At 45.1% G+C, this 20,010-nt stretch carries 17 protein-coding genes; 12 read left to right on the top strand and 5 right to left on the bottom strand.

Translation table 11 applies throughout. The features are described from left to right. Positions 1-180: 180 nt before the first annotated feature. Positions 181-1,701 (bottom strand): UDP-N-acetylmuramyl-tripeptide synthetase, encoded by a 1,521-nt coding sequence (murE, locus tag CXM95_RS16450; protein WP_101699436.1) that lies wholly within the window; start codon positions 1,699-1,701, stop codon positions 181-183. 199 nt (positions 1,702-1,900) lie between these two features. Between murE and CXM95_RS16445 the strand changes: the two genes are divergently transcribed. The 3 genes from CXM95_RS16445 (at position 1,901) to CXM95_RS16435 (ending at position 5,554) form a co-directional block, all read left to right on the top strand. Further along, positions 1,901-3,547, top strand: a complete 1,647-nt coding sequence (locus tag CXM95_RS16445) for a putative polysaccharide biosynthesis protein (protein ID WP_008382016.1) — start codon at positions 1,901-1,903, stop codon at positions 3,545-3,547. A gap of 69 nt (positions 3,548-3,616) precedes the next feature. Continuing rightward, the gene (locus tag CXM95_RS16440; protein WP_101699435.1) at positions 3,617-4,336 is read left to right on the top strand and encodes a pseudouridine synthase; all 720 of its coding nucleotides are present in this window, start codon (positions 3,617-3,619) and stop codon (positions 4,334-4,336) included. A 141-nt stretch (positions 4,337-4,477) separates the two neighbouring features. Beyond that, positions 4,478-5,554, top strand: a complete 1,077-nt coding sequence (locus tag CXM95_RS16435; RefSeq protein ID WP_016620004.1) for a M23 family metallopeptidase — start codon at positions 4,478-4,480, stop codon at positions 5,552-5,554. A 96-nt stretch (positions 5,555-5,650) separates the two neighbouring features. On the opposite strand, the gene CXM95_RS16430 is transcribed toward CXM95_RS16435, so the two are convergent. Next, positions 5,651-6,505, bottom strand: coding sequence for an RluA family pseudouridine synthase (locus tag CXM95_RS16430; protein ID WP_016620005.1), 855 nt, complete (start codon positions 6,503-6,505; stop codon positions 5,651-5,653). A gap of 191 nt (positions 6,506-6,696) precedes the next feature. Between CXM95_RS16430 and CXM95_RS16425 the strand changes: the two genes are divergently transcribed. The 5 genes from CXM95_RS16425 (at position 6,697) to CXM95_RS16405 (ending at position 14,288) form a co-directional block, all read left to right on the top strand. Further along, positions 6,697-8,859, top strand: coding sequence for a PBP1A family penicillin-binding protein (locus CXM95_RS16425; RefSeq protein WP_101699434.1), 2,163 nt, complete (start codon positions 6,697-6,699; stop codon positions 8,857-8,859). Between the two features lie 70 nt (positions 8,860-8,929). Continuing rightward, the gene (locus CXM95_RS16420) at positions 8,930-9,271 is read left to right on the top strand and encodes a YlbF family regulator (RefSeq protein WP_005227708.1); all 342 of its coding nucleotides are present in this window, start codon (positions 8,930-8,932) and stop codon (positions 9,269-9,271) included. A gap of 193 nt (positions 9,272-9,464) precedes the next feature. Next, a complete protein-coding gene (locus CXM95_RS16415) occupies positions 9,465-10,655 on the top strand; it encodes a metallophosphoesterase family protein (protein ID WP_034878261.1) in 1,191 nt (396 codons plus the stop codon). Continuing rightward, positions 10,652-13,327 (top strand): AAA family ATPase, encoded by a 2,676-nt coding sequence (locus tag CXM95_RS16410; RefSeq protein ID WP_176257010.1) that lies wholly within the window; start codon positions 10,652-10,654, stop codon positions 13,325-13,327. The genes CXM95_RS16415 and CXM95_RS16410 overlap by 4 nt, the downstream gene beginning before the upstream one ends. A gap of 16 nt (positions 13,328-13,343) precedes the next feature. Further along, the gene (locus CXM95_RS16405) at positions 13,344-14,288 is read left to right on the top strand and encodes a 3'-5' exoribonuclease YhaM family protein (protein ID WP_034872173.1); all 945 of its coding nucleotides are present in this window, start codon (positions 13,344-13,346) and stop codon (positions 14,286-14,288) included. Between the two features lie 169 nt (positions 14,289-14,457). On the opposite strand, the gene CXM95_RS16400 is transcribed toward CXM95_RS16405, so the two are convergent. From CXM95_RS16400 to CXM95_RS16390, 3 genes are all read right to left on the bottom strand, one after another. Next, positions 14,458-15,492, bottom strand: a complete 1,035-nt coding sequence (locus CXM95_RS16400; RefSeq protein WP_061053367.1) for a peptidylprolyl isomerase — start codon at positions 15,490-15,492, stop codon at positions 14,458-14,460. Positions 15,493-15,607: 115 nt separating this feature from the next. After that, the gene (locus CXM95_RS16395) at positions 15,608-15,982 is read right to left on the bottom strand and encodes a YtxH domain-containing protein (protein ID WP_005227717.1); all 375 of its coding nucleotides are present in this window, start codon (positions 15,980-15,982) and stop codon (positions 15,608-15,610) included. Beyond that, positions 15,983-16,408, bottom strand: a complete 426-nt coding sequence (locus CXM95_RS16390) for an HIT family protein (RefSeq protein WP_005233401.1) — start codon at positions 16,406-16,408, stop codon at positions 15,983-15,985. 211 nt (positions 16,409-16,619) lie between these two features. Between CXM95_RS16390 and CXM95_RS16380 the strand changes: the two genes are divergently transcribed. From CXM95_RS16380 to CXM95_RS16365, 4 genes are all read left to right on the top strand, one after another. Then, on the top strand, positions 16,620-17,099 hold the full coding sequence (locus CXM95_RS16380) for a hypothetical protein (protein ID WP_005233404.1): 480 nt from the start codon (positions 16,620-16,622) through the stop codon (positions 17,097-17,099). Between the two features lie 84 nt (positions 17,100-17,183). Beyond that, complete coding sequence (locus tag CXM95_RS16375; RefSeq protein WP_005233406.1) at positions 17,184-17,918, top strand: ABC transporter ATP-binding protein; 735 nt, start codon at positions 17,184-17,186, stop codon at positions 17,916-17,918. Beyond that, positions 17,915-19,126, top strand: coding sequence for an ABC transporter permease (locus CXM95_RS16370; RefSeq protein ID WP_087664548.1), 1,212 nt, complete (start codon positions 17,915-17,917; stop codon positions 19,124-19,126). Before CXM95_RS16375 ends, CXM95_RS16370 begins: the two co-directional genes overlap by 4 nt. Positions 19,127-19,230: 104 nt before the next feature. Beyond that, positions 19,231-20,010 (top strand): phosphotransferase family protein, encoded by a 780-nt coding sequence (locus CXM95_RS16365; RefSeq protein ID WP_005233409.1) that lies wholly within the window; start codon positions 19,231-19,233, stop codon positions 20,008-20,010.

The following is a 20,010-nucleotide window of genomic DNA, read 5'->3' as shown; positions in this document are numbered from 1 at the left end:
TTGTTTATTTTGTGGTGATTTAATCATACTAGAGAACGATATGTTTTTTAATACCTAAAATGAAAATGGGACTGAAGAATCAATTCTGATTCATCAGTCCCATAAATTATAGAGCCGAAAAAAGCTTTCAGATGATTTAATGGATCATCTGAAAGCTTTTTTTGTTGAGACAACTTGTTGCTATTGGTGCTTGGCTTGCTGCTGCGCTAAGGTCAAGTCACCGATGTAAGGGACTTTTTTTCCAGCGACTTTCAAGTATTGTTCGGCGCCTTTGCCCGCAATAATCACGATATCACGACCGTCTGCTTCAGCGATCGCCAATTTGACGGCTTGAGCCCGATCCATCTCATGAATGATGGCAACTTCAGGATTGGTGATAGCATCTGCAATTTCTTTTGCGATCGCAGCTGCTTCTTCAAAATCAGGATCATCGCTGGTCAGGTAGACTTTGTCCGCATATTCTCCTAGCGCTCGTCCCATATCTGCTCGGCGAGATTGGGCTTTTCCGCCAGCACTGCCAGTGACAAAAAGCAGGCGGCCATCTGGTCGTAATTGACGGGCAAGTTCACTTAATGATTGGAAGCTCAGGTAATTGTGGGCATAGTCAACGATCATGACGGCGCCATTTTCTTTTTCTAAAACGATCATTCGTCCAGGGATGATCACTGTCGGCAGGACTTTCTGAGCGTCCTCACGAGAGGCACCCGCTAAGCAGGCAGCCAAAATCGCCGCTGCGGCGTTCTCATGGTTGAAAGAACCTAAGATCCCCAGTTGATATTCACCAGAGACTTGCAAGACATCAGAAGCAGCTGTCAGGGCGAAACTCTTTAGGTCCATTCCTTCTTGAACGACATAATCGGCATCTGAACGTCCGTAGGTGATATAAGGAACTTGATGGACTTCACAAGTTTCTCGCAGCAAGTGGTAGTGATCGCTTTGACGATTTAAAATCATTTGTTTGCTGTTGCGAATCAGTTCCCGTTTGCAGTAAAGATAATCATCATAAGTTGGATGTTCCACCGGTCCAATGTGATCAGGCGAAATATTCAAGAACGCGCCAATATCAAAGGTAATGCCGGCGACCCGTTTGGTTTTATACGCTTGAGAAGAAACTTCCATTACAAGATGGGTCATGCCGTTTGCAACAGCCTCAGCCATCATTTTATAAAGATCCAGTGTTTCGGGAGTCGTCAACACTGCTTTATTAAAGGTTTTTCCATCGACTGAGTTTTCCTCAGATGAAAAGAATGCTACTTTTTGACCCGTCGATTCTGCTAAAATCGCCCGAGCAAAATAGGCGCAGCTGGTTTTGCCTTTGGTGCCAGTGATGCCGATGGTCACCAGCTGTTCTTGCGGGTTGCCATAAAACGCTTGAGCGATCACTGCCATCGTTTCTCGAATGTCCGTAACAATGATCCCGTAGGTTGCGAAGTTGTCATAAGGTGTTTCTGAAATGTAGCACTGAATGCCTTGATCAATGGCGGCGGCTAGATAGCTTTCTTTAAAAGAAGCCCCTTTACAGAAAAAAAGCGTTGCCGCATCGGCCGTTCGCGAGTCGTAACTTAAGGAGGTAAAGGCAATATCAGTCATTTCTTGCGGCACGGTATAAACCCAATCAGTGGGGGTGATGATTTCTTTTAATAGGTTTTCCTGCAATAAGAGTTTGCGGATCTGTGGCACGGTAATGAGTTCCTTTTGCATCGTTGTTCTCCTTCATTCCTCTAAAGATTTCTCTTATTATAGCATAACTCCTAAAAACCGCCGTTTAGGAGGGAAAAGTTTTCTTTTTTTTCTTCTTATTTTGAAGAAACTTTAAGATGTTGCAAAAATAGATTGCGACCAACTCTTTTTCGAATTAAAATGGAAGGGATATGTTTGTAGAAAGTTGGAGATAATGGCGATGGATAATCACATGCGTTCAGTGTCAAAAGAATTAACTACACAAGAAAAAATGGCTCAAGGATCTGCTTGGATGACAATGGGCAATATCGGTTCACGTTTGCTTGGCGCCATTTACATTTTACCTTGGTATTATTGGATGGGGGCAAATGCCGATAAAGCAAATGCGTTATTTGGGATGGGCTATAATGTTTACGCCTTATTTTTAATGATCTCAACTGCTGGGATCCCATCGGCAATTGCCAAGCAGATTTCTTTTTATAATTCTCGCCAAGAATACCGCACCAGCCAGAAGCTCTTTTTAAGGGCCTTCCAATTGATGGCAGGCTTTGGCGTGGTGACCGCCGGAATCATGTATTTGGCAGCCCCATGGTTGGCAACGGCTTCAGGTGGCGGGGAAGAATTGATTCCTGCAATGCGCTCATTGAGCATTGCACTATTGGTCTTTCCTTGTATGAGTGTTATGCGAGGATACTTCCAAGGAAACCAAGACATGAAACCTTTTGCGATCTCGCAAGTTGTCGAACAAATCGCCCGCGTCTGCTATATGCTTTTGGCGACCTTCATCATTATGCGGGTTATCGAAGGCGAATACACGGCGGCTGTGACGCAATCGACCTTTGCCGCCTTTATCGGTGTCTTAGCCAGTATTTTGGTTTTAGGCTATTACTTCCAAAAGCAACGGGTGCGGATGGACGTCTTAGTCGATATGAGCAAAGAAGAAACCGTGTTGCAAACCAAAGAATTGGTTTTAGCGACCATCAAAGAAGCGATCCCTTTTATTATCGTTGGTTCTGGGATCACGATTTTAAAATTGGTGGATCAATACACCTTTGTGCGGATCATGAGTAGTTTTACTGAATTTTCAAATGATCAGCTCTTAGAATTAATGGCGATTTTCGGTAGCAACCCTGATAAGTTGACGATGGTGGTTATCGGATTAGCTACTTCCATGGCTTCAACAGGCTTGCCTTTGATCAGTGAAGCAGTCGCCAAAAAAGACAAAAAGAACTTAGCTAAATTGATCAGCAACAACTTACAATTGTATTCCTTTGTAATGTTCCCAGCGACCTTCGGGATGATCGTGCTGTCTTATCCCTTATACACCTTGTTTTATCGTCCAGATGCGTTAGGAGCGAGCGTTTTAGTCGCTGCCTGTCTGTCTGGTCTGGTCTTGGGCTTGTTTATGCTTAGTTCTAGTATGCTGCAAGGAATGTACCACAACAAAGAAGCCGTTGTTTTCTTCTTTGTAGGATTGCTGGTGAAGTTGATCCTGCAGTATCCAGCGATTCGGTTGTTCCAAGTTTATGGCCCATTAGTTTCCACGACGATTGCTTTAGGGATCGTCTGCTGGCTGAACATTCGCAAGATGATTCGCAAAGGCCATTTCAATGTAAACTTAACGTTGCGACGGACGTTATTGATTGGCGCGATGACGATCATTATGGTGATCGCAGCGTTGATCGCCCGCCAACTCTTTGGTCTCATCTTTAGCTCGGAAAGAAAAGTCCAAGCCTTTATCTTGAGCTTGCTAGTAGCAGGAGTCGGTGGCAGTGTGTACATCTACATTGCGCTGAAATTGCGTTTAGCTGAAAAACTACTCGGCTCATCAATGGTTCGTTTACGCCAGAAATTACACATCAAATAAAACTAGAAGCAGCCGCTGAGCCTCCTTTGCGAGACCTTGGCGGCTGTTTTATATGAAAGGAAGAAACCGATGCGTTTAGACAAGTTTTTAGCGGATATGGGCTATGGCTCCCGCAAAGAAGTGAAACAGTTGATCAAAAAAGGTCTCGTGACCGTCAATGGACAAGTCATCAAGAGTGACAAAGCGCAAGTACTAGAAACACAAGATACCGTTTGTTTTGAGGGGGAACCCATCGTCTATCAAAGCCAGTTTTATTATTTGCTGAATAAACCCGCTGGAGTGATTTCGGCAACCGTCGATTCCTATGAAGAGACGGTCTTAGATTTGTTTTCTGAAGAAGCGTTTCGCGAAGATTTGTTTCCAGTAGGACGGTTGGATAAAGACACCGAAGGCTTTTTGCTGATTACGAACGATGGCGGATTGGCGCATCAATTATTGTCGCCTAAGAAGCATGTGGAAAAAGAATATTATGCCCAAGTCGAGGGAATCATGACAGCGGAGGATCAAAAAAACTTTGCCAAAGGCATCAAATTAGACGGCGAGTGGACCTTGCCGGCTGAACTGCAGATCCTCAACGTCGATGAAGACGAAACGCGCAGCGAAATCAAACTGATCCTCCATGAAGGCAAGTTTCATCAAGTCAAACGGATGGTCCATGCAGTAGGAAAAGAAGTCGTTTATTTGAAACGGATTCGCATGGGAGGCCTGTCCCTGCCAGATGATTTGGCATTAGGCGAGTATCGGGAATTGACTCCTGAGGAATTGGCGAAGCTGCAAGAGCGAGGATAAGACGATCGGCGAGCTAAAGAAATTCTTATGAAAGTTGTTATTCGGCTGCAATATTTGTAAAAAAAGCCCGTTTTATAGGTGATTTACATGAAAGTTTGCAACAATAGACTTTAAACTGTTGGAAAAACCCTCTTTTTTTTCATGAATAAGCATGTTAAAGTAGCCAAGCTACTAAAAAAAGAAGGAGTTACCTCATTGAAGAAAAAGATTTTTTTATTGCTCGCCCTTACGTTGCCTCTTTTCCAGCCAGCTATCAGTTATGCTGCTGAAACCAAGAGCAGCGAGGAACTGACGGTTTTGACCACAGAACTAGCCTCTTATGAAGACGAAGTCACCACCAGCCAACAGAAAGTCACAGCGTTGGAAAGTCAATTAGCGGATTATCAGGAAGAATTAAGCCAATTGGCAGAAGAAAGCAAGGAAGTTCAAACGCAGATCACTGCACTGAATGATCAAAAAGCCCAGCACCAAGGAAGCCAAGCGCAAAGCAGTCTGGTAGTCGATGGACCGCAAGCCACGATCCAGCAACTACGCAAGTTTAGTGAACAACAAGCGGCTTTACGGGAAGTGAACCAACAATTGGCGGAAAAAGAAGCCGAACAACAACGAATCACTTCGTACCAAACCTTGACGCAAGCCCAATTAGTACATAGCGAAGAACAATTAGCAACAGCCAAAAAAGAATTGCAGTCCCAACAAGAGCAGCTGCAGCAGACGCAAGCCCAAGTGCAAGACCTACAAGAAAAAGTGGAGCAAGAAGCAAAAGCAGCTGAAGAAGCGAAACAAAAAGCCAAAGAAGCAGCGGAGAAAGCGGCAGCCAGTGAATTTTCACTGCCAATCACTGGCTCCGTGTCGATCTCCAGCGGTTTTGGTACTCGAGCAGACCCGACTGGTTTTTCAGGGACGCAGCATGACGGGATCGACTTCACAGGTCAAGCGGGGGAGAAGATCGTCGCCGCTCGTGATGGACAGGTAGAAGATGCTGGCTATGGCCCAAGCACTGGAAATTACGTGATTTTGGCTCACGATAATGGCTTTTACTCGTATTATTTTCATTTAACAGCTGTCAGTGTCTCAAAGGGGGCGACCGTTGCAGTCGGCGACCAAGTCGGTACGATGGGGACGACTGGAAATTCGACAGGCGTCCATCTGCACTTTGGACTGAGTAAGACGTTGTGGTCAGATTTCGTTGATCCAGCAGCTTACTTACCGCTATAAACCAAAATACCAAGTAGAAGCATGGAGAAAATCATCTGAAACCAAAAAGCATGACTGACAAGAGGGATTCCTCAAGTCGTCATGCTTTTTGGTTGCTTACCACAAGCCCGGTTGAGCGATGATCACTAACTGTTCTTTGGTAAAAGGATGCTCTAGATGCAATTCGTAGCCATGCAGCAGCAAACGTGGCGCTGGTTTGTTTTGGTAAAGCGGGTCGCCAACGACTGGATGACCGATGCTGGCAAGGTGGACGCGAATTTGGTGGGTCCTACCAGTTTCTAACACACAATACACATTGGTTGTCTTTTGTTGGGCGTGGGCGATGGTTACATGGGTGACGGCTGACTGACCGTTGCGGGAGTCAATGATCCGCTTGCGACGATCGTGACGGTCACGACCGATTTTTTTGGCGATCGTTTGATCTTGCGTAAGTTTCCCCAAAACAGTGGCTTGATAGCGACGGAAAATCTGTTTGTTTTCCAGCATTCGGCCCAAGATCGGCAACACCAAAGGATTTTTTGCAAATAAAACCACACCGCTGGTTTCTTTGTCTAAACGATGGACCACATAAGGCTGCTGCTGTTTCGGCGCAAGGTAAGCAGCTGCATCATTCAACAGAGTATCGGCTTCTAATGGCTGATTTGGGTGCGTCTTGACCCCGGCAGGCTTGTTCAGCACCAATAAGTGTTCATCTTCAAAAAGTACGTCGACTTTGTCCGCTTGGCCTAACTGGATCGGCTGGTAGCTGTAATCACTGTCTTCAATGATCAAAGTGATTTGATCGCCGCCACGAACTTCTTGATGAAACATCGCGGGCTGCTGATTGACGGCCACATTTTTCCGTGTGCGCAGAAAATGGCGCACTTTTCGTGGAACGAGCCACTCCTGTTCCAACAAATCGCGAAGCGGCATGGGCGGGTGATTTTCGGGTAAAGTCATGGTGTATTCCATAATAACGTCCTTTCTTTGCTATTCGCTACCGACTATTATAGCATCTTTAAGCTTTTCTTATAAAAAAAACAATAAAAAACAGAGTATTCAATGCTAGAATAATAAAGCATTCTTTTCGAATGAAATTACGTCTAGAGCCGTATAACAAAGAAAGTCATTTATGCTACACTTAACCAAAGGAGCGTGAAGTAATGGATTGGAAACACATCCTTCACAAAATAAAGACCGGTTGGCTGACCTTTTGGCGCTGGTTAAAACCGTATTTGCAGCAATTTCATCAATGGCGCAAGCGGGTTTGGAAAAAATACCACGTAAATAAAATTTTTATTTTACTTAGTTTAGTTGCTATCTTAATCATGAGCGGGTATTTATTTTATATCGCCAAAAATACGAAAGTCAGTGAATTAGAGTCAGGTCTGAAAGAATCGACGGTGATTTTTGATGCCAATGGTGATGAAGCAGGGCAGTTGTACTCGCAAAAAGGCACGTACGTTTCTCTTGATGCCATCTCCAGTGATGTGGTCAACGCCTTGATCTCAACTGAAGACCGCAACTTCTATAATCACCACGGGTTTGATATCAAAGGGATCGCTCGGGCAGCCCTACGTATGCTGGTCAACCGCAGTGCCGAAGGCGGTGGGGGAAGTACCATCACCCAGCAGCTTGCTAAAAATGCCTATCTGTCCTTGGATCAAACCTTTAGTCGAAAAGCCAAGGAGCTTTTCTTAGCGATCGAGATCGAGAAGAAATATTCTAAAGATGAGATTTTAGAAATGTATTTGAACAGTTCCTATTTCGGTAACGGGGTTTGGGGCATTCAAGATGCCTCGCTAAAATATTTCGGTGTCAATGCTTCTGAACTAAGCGTGGGAGAAGCTGCGACGTTGGTGGGGATGCTCAAAGGTCCTTCGATCTATAACCCGATCGACAATCTGGAAAACGCCACGAACCGTCGCGACACCGTCTTGAGTTTGATGGTGGATAACGGCAAGTTGGACCAGTCCGTTGCTGACCAAGAATCACAAGTTGCCTTAGCCAATTTACTTTATGATGGATTTGGCAATTCAGAATCTGGCTATAAGTATCCTTATTATTTCGATGCGGTCATCGACGAAGCCGAATCCTATGGGTTGGACGCCGATGATGTCATGAATCGCGGCTACAAGATCTATACAGCCCTGGATCAAAACTACCAAGCACAAATGGAAGCTGCCTATAAAAACGATGCCTTGTTCCCTGAAAATGCCGCTGATGGCACGATGGTGCAATCTGGCTCTATTGCACTTGATCCGAATACCGGTGGGGTGCAAGCGGTGGTGGGTCGTCGTGGTGAGCACGTCTTTAGAGGATTTAATTTTGCCACGCAAATGAAACGTTCACCAGGTTCCACGATCAAACCGATCAGCGTCTTCGCCCCTGCCCTAGAAGCTGGGTTTGAACCGGACAGTGTCCTGAAAGACGAGCCCCTTGATTTTTATGATGCTCAAAACTTTGACGGGACCTATGCTGGCGAAGCAGTCATGTACCAAGCCCTCGCCCAAAGTTTGAATCTGCCAGCAGTTTGGCTGCTGCATGAGATCGGCTTAGATCGCGGGTATAGCAAAGCACAAGAATTCGGTCTTTCCTTGACCGAATCCGACAAATATTATGGCTTAGCATTAGGTGGTTTGGAAAAAGGGGAATCTCCAATGACGATGGCAGCAGCGTATGGCGTTTTCGCTAATGGCGGGTATTACTACAAACCGCATTTGATCACCAAAATAGTTGATTCAACTGGTGCCGTGATCGTTGACAATACGTCTGTGCAAGGCAAACGCGTGATTTCTAAAGAGACCGCTGATAAAATGACGAGCATGATGCTAGGAACCTTCTCTAACGGGACGGGGGTTAGTGCTAGTCCGTACGGCTTTACGATCGCCGGTAAGACGGGTACGACAGAGACCAACTTTGATGCTTCTAAGGTCAATGACCAATGGATCGTCGGCTATACTCCTGATATGGTTCTGTCAACCTGGCTAGGATTTGAACATGTGAGTGAAGATCATTACTTAACGGGAACTAGCGGACAAGTTGTTGGGAAAATATTTAAAGCAGAGGCCGAAAGCTTACTGCCTTATAGTCAAGGCACCCAATTCCAAGTTGCAGACGCTTATTGGACAGGCGGAAAATTAATGGCAGCCGATGAGGTACCAGATCCTGATAGCAGTACGTCACAAAATAGCAATGATTGGCAACAAACCATCGATGACTTTGCCGAAAGCGCCAAAGAAGGTATGAAGGAATTCGGCAGCAAGATCAAAGAAGGAACGAAAGAATTGTTTGGCGGCTTGTGGAATTCCATTAGTGGAAATTAAAGGAATTAGGCAACTGCTAGTCTAGAACCTGAGAAGAATGGTATACTAGAAAAAAAGAGGAGGCGTCAAAATGGCAAATATTTATGATACAGCAAACCAATTAGAACGTGAATTACGGGAGTCAGAACAATTTCAAGATCTGAAAGGTTCTTTCGACCGTTTGAAAGCAAATGAAGAAGCGTACGCGTTATTCAAAGAGTTTCAAGAGTTGCAACAAAGCCTGCAACAAAAAATGATGGCTGGCGAAGAAATGACGGAAGAAGAAGCGCAAAAAGCCCAAGAATTATCGCAAAAAATTCAACAAGACGGCATCGTTTCTGACTTGATGCAAAAAGAGCAAGCCTTCAGTTTAGTGGCCAATGACTTGAACCGCATCATCATGGGTCCTGTAAGAGATCTATACGAAGCGTAATCGCCAACAAACAAAGACCAAAGAAGCAAGTGAAACTTCAGAGAAATCGGCTGCAACTGCAAGAGTCGTTTCCAAAGAAGTTTCAAAAGCGCTTCTTTGGTTTTTTTTATGAAAAAGGCGAACAAATTTTCGTATTTTGCTGACGGAATGACTGATAAATGTTATGATAGAAGCATTAAGGAGGGAGAAAGAAATGCGATTTTTACATAGTGCAGACCTGCATATCGACCGGTCATTTGAAGGGGTCCATCTGTTATCTGAAAAAGTGAAGACCCAACTCCCTGCTATCAATCAAAAAATCATCCGTAATTTGGTGGATGTTGCTTTAGAAAAAGCGGTCGATTTTGTTTTGCTGGCTGGGGATACATTCCATCAAGCACGGCCGAGTCTAAAAGTGCAGCATGACTTTTTTGCCCAACTGCAACGACTGGGAGAAGCAGAGATCCCAGTCTATATGATTTTCGGCAACCATGATTATTATGATCCGCAACGGTATTGGTTTGCTTTTCCAGAAAACGTCATTCTCTTTTCATCGGAAGAAGTTCAAACGGTACAAGGAACAACGAAAAACGGTGAAACCTATGCAATCAGTGGATTTAGCTACCAACATCTTTGGATCGCTGAAAATAAAGTAACAGAATTTCCCGCAAGAGCAGCGGTGGATTACCATATTGGGCTTTACCACGGGGATCAAGCCGGTGAACGGTATGCCCCCTTTTCAATCAGTGAAATGAAGCAAAAAGGCTATGATTATTGGGGCTTGGGGCACATCCATGTACCTAAGACGCTCTCAGAGCAACCACCGATCCTCTATCCCGGTACGCCTCAAGGAAAGACCAAGAAAGAGCAGGCGACTGGGGTGATTTTGGCAGAATTATCGCCACAAGGACCAACAATCGAGCGCTTGGAGATCGCGGAAATCGCTTGGCAAAAGCAAGTGGTCTCCTTAGCGGATGTGACCGCCTCGAATGCCGTATTGCCAGCGATCATCGAGCGCTTAAAAAGTCCTCGTTCGCGCTTGCTGCATCTGGTGTTGACCGATGTGCAGCAGCTGCCGCCAGATTGGTTTCCAGCTGCGGAAAAAAATGAATGGCTGACCTACCTCAATGAACGGTTGGCACAAACAGAGCCGCTGCAAGTAATCTATGCCCTTGAAGTCGAGCAAGCCAATGAAGACAAGATCGCATTGGCGGTACCACAAGACTATATGCTGCAGTTTTTAGCGATGTATGAGTCACCAGAGATCTTTGCGGACCGACTGTCCGATCTATTGCAGCATCCGCTGATCCAGCGGGGGATCACCCATGAATCATTTCAAGAAGAAGTCTTGCAGCAAGCCAAGCAATTGTTGAAAGACGACTTTCAATGGGAGGAGCAGTCATGAGAATTTTAAAAGCAGAGATTACCGGTTTTGGGAAATACCATGAACAAAGCTTTGCCTTTCATCCGCAAAATCAGCTGCTCTTTGGGCACAACGAGATCGGAAAATCGACGTTGTATCAATTTATTGCCGCCATCTTATTTGGCTTTCCGAAAAAGACAGCCAAGAAAAAAGACTATACCCCCAAAAACGGTGCAGCTTACGGTGGCAAGTTATGGTTGGCGCTGGAACCCTTCGGCGAAGTGATCGTGGAACGCTATCGGCATGTAGACCGCGGTCGTGCCAAAGTCCATGTCGCTGGTCAGACGGTCGATGAGCAATGGCTGGCACAACACCTGCAGCCCCTCAATCGAGCATTGTTCTTCGATGTCTTTACCTTTCAGCAAGAGCAATTGACCCAGATCGATAAGCTAGAAGAAAATGAGCTGCACCAAGCGTTGATTTCTCTGGGAATCAGCGGCAGTCAAAAAATGCTGCAGCAAGTGGCACAATATGAAACCATCAATCAGCAGCAATACAAGCCACGGGGGCAAAAGCTGCCTTTGAATCAGGCGTTAAAACAATTAGAAAAACTGCAAAAAACGATTGCGGAAAAAGAAAGCGAAGAAAGCCGCATCCAACAGCAGTATCAGCAGATCGCCCAGTTGCAAGAACAGATCCAAGACTTGCGACACCAGTTTCAAGCATTGAATGAAGCCTATCAGGAAAATCAGCAGCAGCTGAGTCATTGGGGGCTTTATGAAGAGTGGCAGCAAATGGCACCAGCAGATACGTTAGCCGATCCTCAGCAAGTCCAAGCCATCAAACAGTTTTATCAGCAGTATCAGCAGCTGACGGAAGAAATTCGCAAAAAAGAAGCTGAATTAGATCAGTTGGAGCAAGGAAAAGAATCAGATAAGTATTTCTTTTACCTTGATCACGAGCACCAAATCAATCACTTGCTGCAGCAGCAAGTGACGATGGCGCGTTTGGCAGATCGTGAAGCAGCGGCCAATCATCAAGAAGCCGTCGCCATCACGGAGCTGAATCGCTTGGTCGAAAAGCGCCAATGGAGCAGAGAATCGCCGCCGCTAGTAACGGCTTCGATCCATGAACAAACCACACGTTTACTACAAGAACGTGTGCAGTTAGAAGAGCTCGAAAAGCGCATGATGCGTTTAGAAGAAAAAGCGCAGCCTTTGCAAGCCACCGCAGCTCGCTTAGAACAGCAGCATCCTCAATTGATTGGCCGCAAGCCGGTTTCTCGCCCGCTATGGCCGCTAGGGATCGTCGGTGGGCTGCTAGTAGTGATCGGTATCTTTTTGCCGAGTCCGTGGCGCTGGCTTGCTCTAGGTGTAGGGATCGCAGCGATCATTGGCAGTGTTTTGCCGTTGATGAAAGCAGCGCCAAACAAACAGCAAGGCATCAAACAGGAATGGCAGACGGTTCTCATGCAGCTGGATCTGCTGGGAGAAGAGTTGGCGCAGCTGGGAAATGAACAGCAGCAAAAGCAGCAGCAGATCGATCGTGCCCACCAAGCCCTGACACCCTTTTTTGGTAATTTGCCGGTGGAAAGCTGGCAGTCGTATTTATTAGCCTATGATGAAGATGTTGCTAGCTATCAAGCCTACTCACAGCAGCGCAAACAAGCCTATCAAGAACGGCAAGCCGTCGCAGAAGAACTGGCACCCTTTGACGAGCAGTTCCGACCTTATGCTGAGTGGCTGCCGTTGCAAAACAAAACCTTGTTAGAAAAAGCAGCGATCTTGCAGAGGTTTAATGAAGAGATGCAAACAATCAAGCTTTCACGACTGCAACAACCTAGCACGCTGCTGGCCCAACAGTTGACCCGCACCCGCAATGAACGCGACCAGCTGCTTTCCCAGGCCAGTGATCTCTTACAGCAACAAGGCTTAGATCACCCTGCAGAAATCAGCCTCTGGTTGAAGCAATGGGAAGCGGCGCAACGCACGCAGCAGCGAGCAGAAGAATTGGCGGTGATGTTAACACCGATTTATCCTAAACCAGTGACGCAAGCAGAATTGCTGCAGCAAAAAGACCAGATCAAGCAGCAGCAAACACAGCTTCAGGCACAAATACAGCAGTTGACGGAGCAAAAACAGCGTTTGGAATTAGAAGCAGCAGCTAGTCAAAAAAATGGCACCTTGAATCAGCTTTATCAAGAAGAAAGTGAGCTAAAGGCGGTCATTGAAGAACTTGCTGTGGCATGGGGGAGTCGTCAGTTGGCGGCTTCGATTTTAACGGATGTCACGACCGAGTTGTCAGAACAGCAATTGCCGCAGCTATTGTCGGCTGCTTCAACCTATTTTGAACAGCTATCAAACGGACGTTATCAAAAGATTCTTTTGGAAAATGGCTTGTTGGTAGCGGCAAATGCCAGCGAGACGTTTTCGATCATCGACCTGTCCACAGGCACGAAGGATCAGTTAATCATGGCGTTACGCTTCGGTTATCTAGCACTGCAAAAAAATCACCCATTGTGTCCAATCATTATTGATGATGGTTGGCTGCATTATGATAGTGTTCGTAAGGAACGGTTTGCCGCACTGTTAAAAGAGTTTGGGCAAAGTTATCAAGTAATTTGTTTGTCTTCTGACCAAGAAATGGTAAGCTATTATCAGAAGTACCAGCAGCCTATCCAGGATCTGAGTAAAGGAAGTGAAAGATTTGGCTGATCGGCCAAATAAGCCCATGAAAAAAATTCGTGAATTAACTGTTGATGAAACGTTTCAACTTTTCTTGCTGATCAAGAATGCCGATGTGCGGATCGCGAAAAACGGCAAAAAATTTATTGCCTTCACCTTTCAAGATACATCCGGCACGATCGACGGAAAGTTCTGGGATGCATCAGATGAAGAAATCGCCCGTTTTGAACCCGGGAAAGTAGTACTGCTAGATGGAAAACGGGAGGTCTACCAAGGCAATCCGCAAGTCAAAATCATGCATTTGCGTTTAGCGAAACCGGAAGAGCCCCATGAACCAAGCCAATACATGGAAAAAGCACCCTTGCGAAAAGAAGAGATGGAAGAAGAAATCAGTCAAACCTTGTTTGAGATCACGAATCCTCACTGGAATCGAATCGTCCGTTTCTTACTGAACAAGTATAAAAAGGAATTCTTTGACTTTCCAGCTGCGAAGCGCAATCACCATGCCTTCGCCAGTGGATTGGCGTATCATACGACCACTATGCTGCGGTTAGGAAAAGCAATCGTCAAAGAGTACCCTGAATTGAATGCTTCACTACTGTATGCGGGTATCATTTTGCATGATTTAGGAAAAGTGATCGAGTTGACAGGTCCGATGACGACAGAGTATACCTTGGCGGGGAATCTAGTAGGGCATTTGGTCTTAGTGGATGAAGAAATCACGCAAGCCTGTATGGCTTTGAAATTTGATGACAAAGAAGAAGATATCGTTGTTTTGCGGCATATGGTTTTAGCCCACCATGGCTTATTAGAATATGGGTCACCTGTTCGCCCCCGCATAATGGAAGCGGAGATCCTCCATCAAATCGATAATTTGGATGCTTCCATGCAAATGATGCTGACGTCGATTCGTTTAACGGAACCTGGTCAATACACAGACCGAATTTTTGGCATGGACAATCGGAGTTTTTATGTACCGAAAGAAGTGTAGCGGTGACCTTGTAGCACGATCAACCAAAGTGAATGACGGAAAGAACAAAAACCACGCTAGGCTTGCTTAGCGTGGTTTTTCAGATGTTGGAAAAAGTAGCTGAATCGGCAATATTAACCTAATTAGCATAAAAAAAGAAGCGCCGCTACGACGGCACTTCTTTTTTCGTTTATTCAGCAGAAGAATCTGTAGCACTCTCACTCGTTGCAGTAGAATCATCGGTTGCATCAGTAGCAGAAGAATCTGCCGCTGAGCTGTCCGTTGCATCGGTAGCAGAAGAGTCAGCAGTTGAATCTTCTGTTTCGGCCGCTGTGATGTAATCAGAAAGCAAGTCTGCTAAGTCAGAGTCTTTCATTTTCACATTAGCTGCTTGCAATTCTTGACCGATCGTTGCTGCCATAAAGGTTGAATCATTCAACAAAGTGTTTTGAGCAATTTCAGTCAATTCATCTTTGTATTTATCCATATCATTGCCTTTGTCTTGGTTTTTCACCATTTTCACGATATAGTATTCCGTCGTGTAAGTTGACGTGTTGGTTGCAGAGATCACTTCAGAGATTTCACCATCTTTTAAATCAAAAGCGGCTGTTTTTACTTCACTTGGTACAGCTGATGAAGTAGAATCGAATTTGATCGTTCCGCCATCTTCTTTTGTTGCCGCATCCGTTGATTTTTCTTTAGCGATTTCGCCAAAGTCTGCATCATCTTTTTTCGCTTCTTCTAAGACGTCTTTGGCATCATCTTCACTTGCTACTTTGATGATTTGTGCTTCTACTTCAGGGTGGAAAGAATCCCAAGCAGTTTTCATGTCTTCATCAGTGATATCCATGTTGGCTTTTAAGCCTTCACGTAACGCAAGTTGTTGTTTCAATTCTGCACGGTAAGATTTCACCGTATAACCAGAGGCAGTCAATGTTGATTCAAAGGAATCACTGCCGCCATATTGTTCAGCCACATTATTGAATTGTTCGTCGATCATTTCTTCTGTTACGTCATCACCGTATTTTTCATCAAACACTTTTAAGACGATCATTTGACGCAACGCTTGTTGATTTTCTGAACTTGTTTTTGCTTGGTCATAAAAATCTTGAACAGTGATTTTACCGCCCTTCATTGTTGCGATTTCCTCACTTGAGTTACCACAAGCCGCTAATGCAAAAAGACTCATTGCACTGACTGCTACTAAAATTAATTTTTTCTTCATTCGTTTAAGCACTCCTAATTCTAAAAAGATTCATAATAATCACTGCACCTACTATACCACTTCTAGAAATGGTTGGAAAGAAAACAGCGGATGTTTCAAACAAAATTCATAAAAACTACAAATTTTCGATTTGTTTGTCATCCTCGGCGCTTTGGGCTTGAATCGTCGTGATGTGCTGATTCAATTGTTCCATTTGGGTTTTTATCCGAGCAAGGCGCGGTTGTGCTTGGAATTTGAAGGCTTCCAAATCTTTCGTGAAAGATTCGGTCACAACTGGGATCGTTTCGTCGATCGTTTTGCGGGTTACCATCACAGCATCTTTGAGCTGTTTGACACTGTCATTGAATTCTAAGGTCGCTTCTGTCGTGTCATCTAAATAGCGAATCAATTCTTCACGGGTTTCATTGCCGCTTTTTGGTGCAAAAAGCAAACCGCCTAAGCCGCCGGCGATGGAACCGAACAAAAGTCCTTTAAGAAAATTACCGATCATTTAGTTCACCTGCTTTCCAATTTTTTCGGCGATTGCCGCCAGCTCTTCCCCCGTGTAATTCTCTGCATGATTGCCAAAATGGATCTTGAAATCATCGTCTTTGCTGTAGCGAGGAATCAAATGGACATGGGAATGGAAGACGGATTGGTACGCCAATTCTTTATTGTTGTTGATGATATTTAAGCCTTCGATCTCAGGGAATGCTTTTTCGATCGCCCGAGCAATCTTAGGGATACGGGCAAAAACCGCTGCTGCCAACGTTTCATCGTACTCGAAAATATCCGTCACATGCGTTTTGGGAATGACCAATGTATGACCAGGGGTGACTTGGGAAATATCTAAAAAGGCATAGACTTGCTCATCCTCGTAGACTTTGTAGCTAGGAATCTCACGATTATTGATTTTACAAAAAATACAATTTTCCATTGTAAAAAACCTCCTTGATCTATTACCTCTACTTTACCATATTTTGCTTTTTTTCGTCTGGTTTCCTCTTTGAAAAAGTCGGAACAAGGCAACTGTTCCTTCAACAAAGGCGCTTTTTTAAAGAAATGCGAAAAGCAAGCGAGAAACGCTTGCATTTAGATTCCAACAACCCTAGACTTAATATCAGAAATCATTTGGAAAGAAGGAACCTATGAAACCGATCATTAAAGAAACCTTACAGAAAAAAACAACGACTTCAGCGAAGCTTCGCTACTTAGCCTATGCCTATAAAGAGTGGTTGATCGCGATCACGCTGTTTGTGGTGTTTGCTGGTTCAATCACTTATTCTCTGACACGTCCGCAAGAAGAAGTAGTCAATGCCGCCATTGTCACTGAAACAGCAATGGACCCTGCGGTGCAAAGTGAATTGGAAGCAGCCGTTGAAGCATGGGCAATAGATCAAGGGTATCAAAAAGAAGAGCTGCGGATCAGCCTGGTTTCTTATGCCGAACCAGCCGCTGTCCAAGCCTTTACCACCCGTCTTGCCGCTGGTGCCATCCAAATGGTCGTCTTTCCAGCCAGCGAAGCACAAACGTGGCAAGAGCGCTTTGGCAGCCAAGAACTAGCGCAAGAAATCATTACAGTGGGAGAAAATGAATTTATCCTGCAAGTCACGAATAAAGAAAAATAAACAACTGTTTTGCCAGCTGACTGAATTGAACAAAAAGAGCCTACGTTGACAAAGAGCCATAATCAGGCGAATCGGAGGGAAAAAATGACTTTACAAGTAGCAAACGTGACAGGCGGCTACAATCAGCTGCCAGTCTTAAAAAATATTGATTTTACGATCGGCGATGGGGAGCTCGTTGGCTTGATCGGCTTGAACGGGGCAGGGAAGAGTACGACGATCAAAGAAATCATCGGTTTACTGCAACCTCATAGCGGCACCATCACGATCGATGGCTTGACCCTTAAAGAAAACCCAGAGCAATACCGCAAACAAATCGGGTATATCCCCGAAACCCCTTCTTTATATGAAGAATTGACCTTAAGAGAGCACATTGAAGTGACGGCGATGGCCTACGATCTTCCACAAGAAGAAGCCATGAAGCGAGCAGAACGCCTGCTAAAAACCTTTCGCTTAGAAAACAAACTCGATTGGTTCCCGGCAAACTTTTCAAAAGGGATGAAACAAAAAGTTATGGTACTGTGTGCCTTTTTGATTGAGCCGAGTGTCTACATCATTGATGAACCCTTTCTAGGATTAGATCCTTTAGCGATCAATGCGTTATTGGAACTGATGAATGAGATGAAACAAACCGGGGCATCTATTTTGATGTCCACCCACATTTTAGCAACCGCAGAGAAGTATTGTGACAAATTCATCCTCTTGCATAACGGTGAGATCCGCGCACAAGGGACATTGGCGGAACTAAGAAGCCAATTTCAAGCACCAGAAGCCTCCCTTGATGATCTGTACCTCGCACTGACAAAGGAGAGTCAAGCATGAAGCAGTTTTTCTCGCAACGCTTACAGCGGCATCAAAAACAGATGACACGCTATTTGCGCTATGTCTTCAATGATCATTTTGCTTTGATCAGCACCTTCTTAGTCGGAGGTCTGGGGCTCTATTATTCTGAATTGCTAAAAACATTGCCGCGGCCGTTTCCATTAGGCGGCATCATCGTGGTCGCTGTTTGGCTCTTTGTTTTACCGCTGGGACGCTTAGCGACACTGACGAAACCGGCAGATTTGATTTTTCTGTTAGCCAAAGAAGGACAAATGACAAGTTATCTCAGCCAAGCGTTACGTTATTCCCTCTGGCTGCCCTTTGGGGTTTTATTTTTAACCGTAGGGGCAACGATGCCTTTGGTCGTGGTCACAGCAAACAGCACCTTTGCCTCATTCCCATACTTTTTAGGGATGATGTGGCTCTTAAAACTGGGGGATCTTTCACTACAACGGATTCGTTTGTATCAAGAAACTCAGCAGCAAGTCAAACAGCAGCGAGGCATCTGGTTCGCAAGTGCGTTAGCTGCCACACTTGCCAGTATTTATGTAGCACCTTGGCTAGGGTTGGGGATCAGCATCTTCCAAGCAATCTGGTTCCTCTTTGGACTGAAAGCCAATAGCCAGCTTTTGGATTGGGACTATATGATCCAAGCCGAACAGTCGCGCTTAATGCGTATCTATCGGTTTATCAACTTATTTACAGATGTTCCCCAAATCACGACGGAAGCCAAACGGCGCAAATACCTCGACTGGCTGCTGGCAAAGATCAAACCAGTGCACAGCAATACGTACCTCTATCTTTACTTGCGCCGAGTGATCCGTGGGGGGCAATATGGCGGGCTTTATGTCCGTTTGACTTTGATTGGTGGGTTCGTCTTATTCTTTGTCGATGAGCTTTGGATCAGTCTGCTGATCGGCTGCTTGTTTCTTTATCTGATCGGTTTCCAACTGATTCCTTTGATCAATGAGTTTCAATACATGGTTTTGACACATCTGTATCCCGTGCCAGAAAAACAAAAAGCCGCAGCGATCAAAAAAATTCTTGGGGCACTCTTACTGGTGACCGCAGTTCTTTTCGGCGTGATCTGTTGCTTGCGCTTGCCTTTTGTTTGGCAAGGCGGTATCGCGTTTCTTGGCTTCTTAGGGTTTGCGGGTCTTTTTTTAGGCATCTACTTGCCAGGGCGATTAAAGAAAATGCACGCCTGATCCACAAGTGGCCTCTCTTACAAAAAGCGAACGCATATGCGCTTGACGGCGACCCATTAGGAAGCTAGAATAAGAGGTACTGCGAAATAAGGAGAGAAGCTAGGATGGATATTCGCTTGGATCAAGATTGGCGTATGCGGCCAATCAAAGGCGACACCGGGAAAGCCTATATCGGGCTCAAGGACAACGACAAAGTCTTTATCAAACGAAATACGACCCCGATGCTTGCGGCACTCTCTAAAGAGGGCATTGCACCCAAACTCGTCTGGACGAAACGGACAGGAAATGGGGATACGCTCTCCGCACAAGAATGGCTGGATGGACGGGTCTTAGATCCCGATGAAATCGGCCAAAGAAATGATGTCATTGATGTGTTGTATCACTTGCATCATTCAAAAACGTTGGCACAGATGCTAAGCAAAATCGGCGGACAAGTCAGATCGCCTGAACAGATGCTGATGGATTATCAGGATCAGCTGCCTTCTGCGGTCGCCCAAAACCGTTTTATTCATTTGGTCACCGAGTATTTAAAAACCAATATTCCAGCTTTTGACGAGCAGAAAGCCGCGGTCGTCCATGGCGATGTCAATTATCGAAATTGGCTAGTTTGTCAAAACTATTTGTATTTAGTCGATTGGGATTCCGTGATGTTTGCAGATCCGGCAATCGATATCGGCACTATTTTAGGTCACTATGTGCCATTATCTGGCTGGTCTCATTGGCTCGTGCGCTATGGTATCCACAGCAGCAGCGAAGTGATCGAAAAGATTTATTGGTACGCATTGTTGAGTATGCTGCAAGAGGTCAAAAAATATTATCTGCGAGGCGATTACAAAGCCATGAATGCAGAGATTTTACAATTAAAACGAATTTATAGCGAATGA

The organism is Enterococcus sp. CR-Ec1 (assembly GCF_002850555.1).
Lineage (GTDB): Bacteria > Bacillota > Bacilli > Lactobacillales > Enterococcaceae > Enterococcus_D > Enterococcus_D entomosocium.
This window is presented reverse-complemented; position numbering and strand designations above follow the sequence as displayed.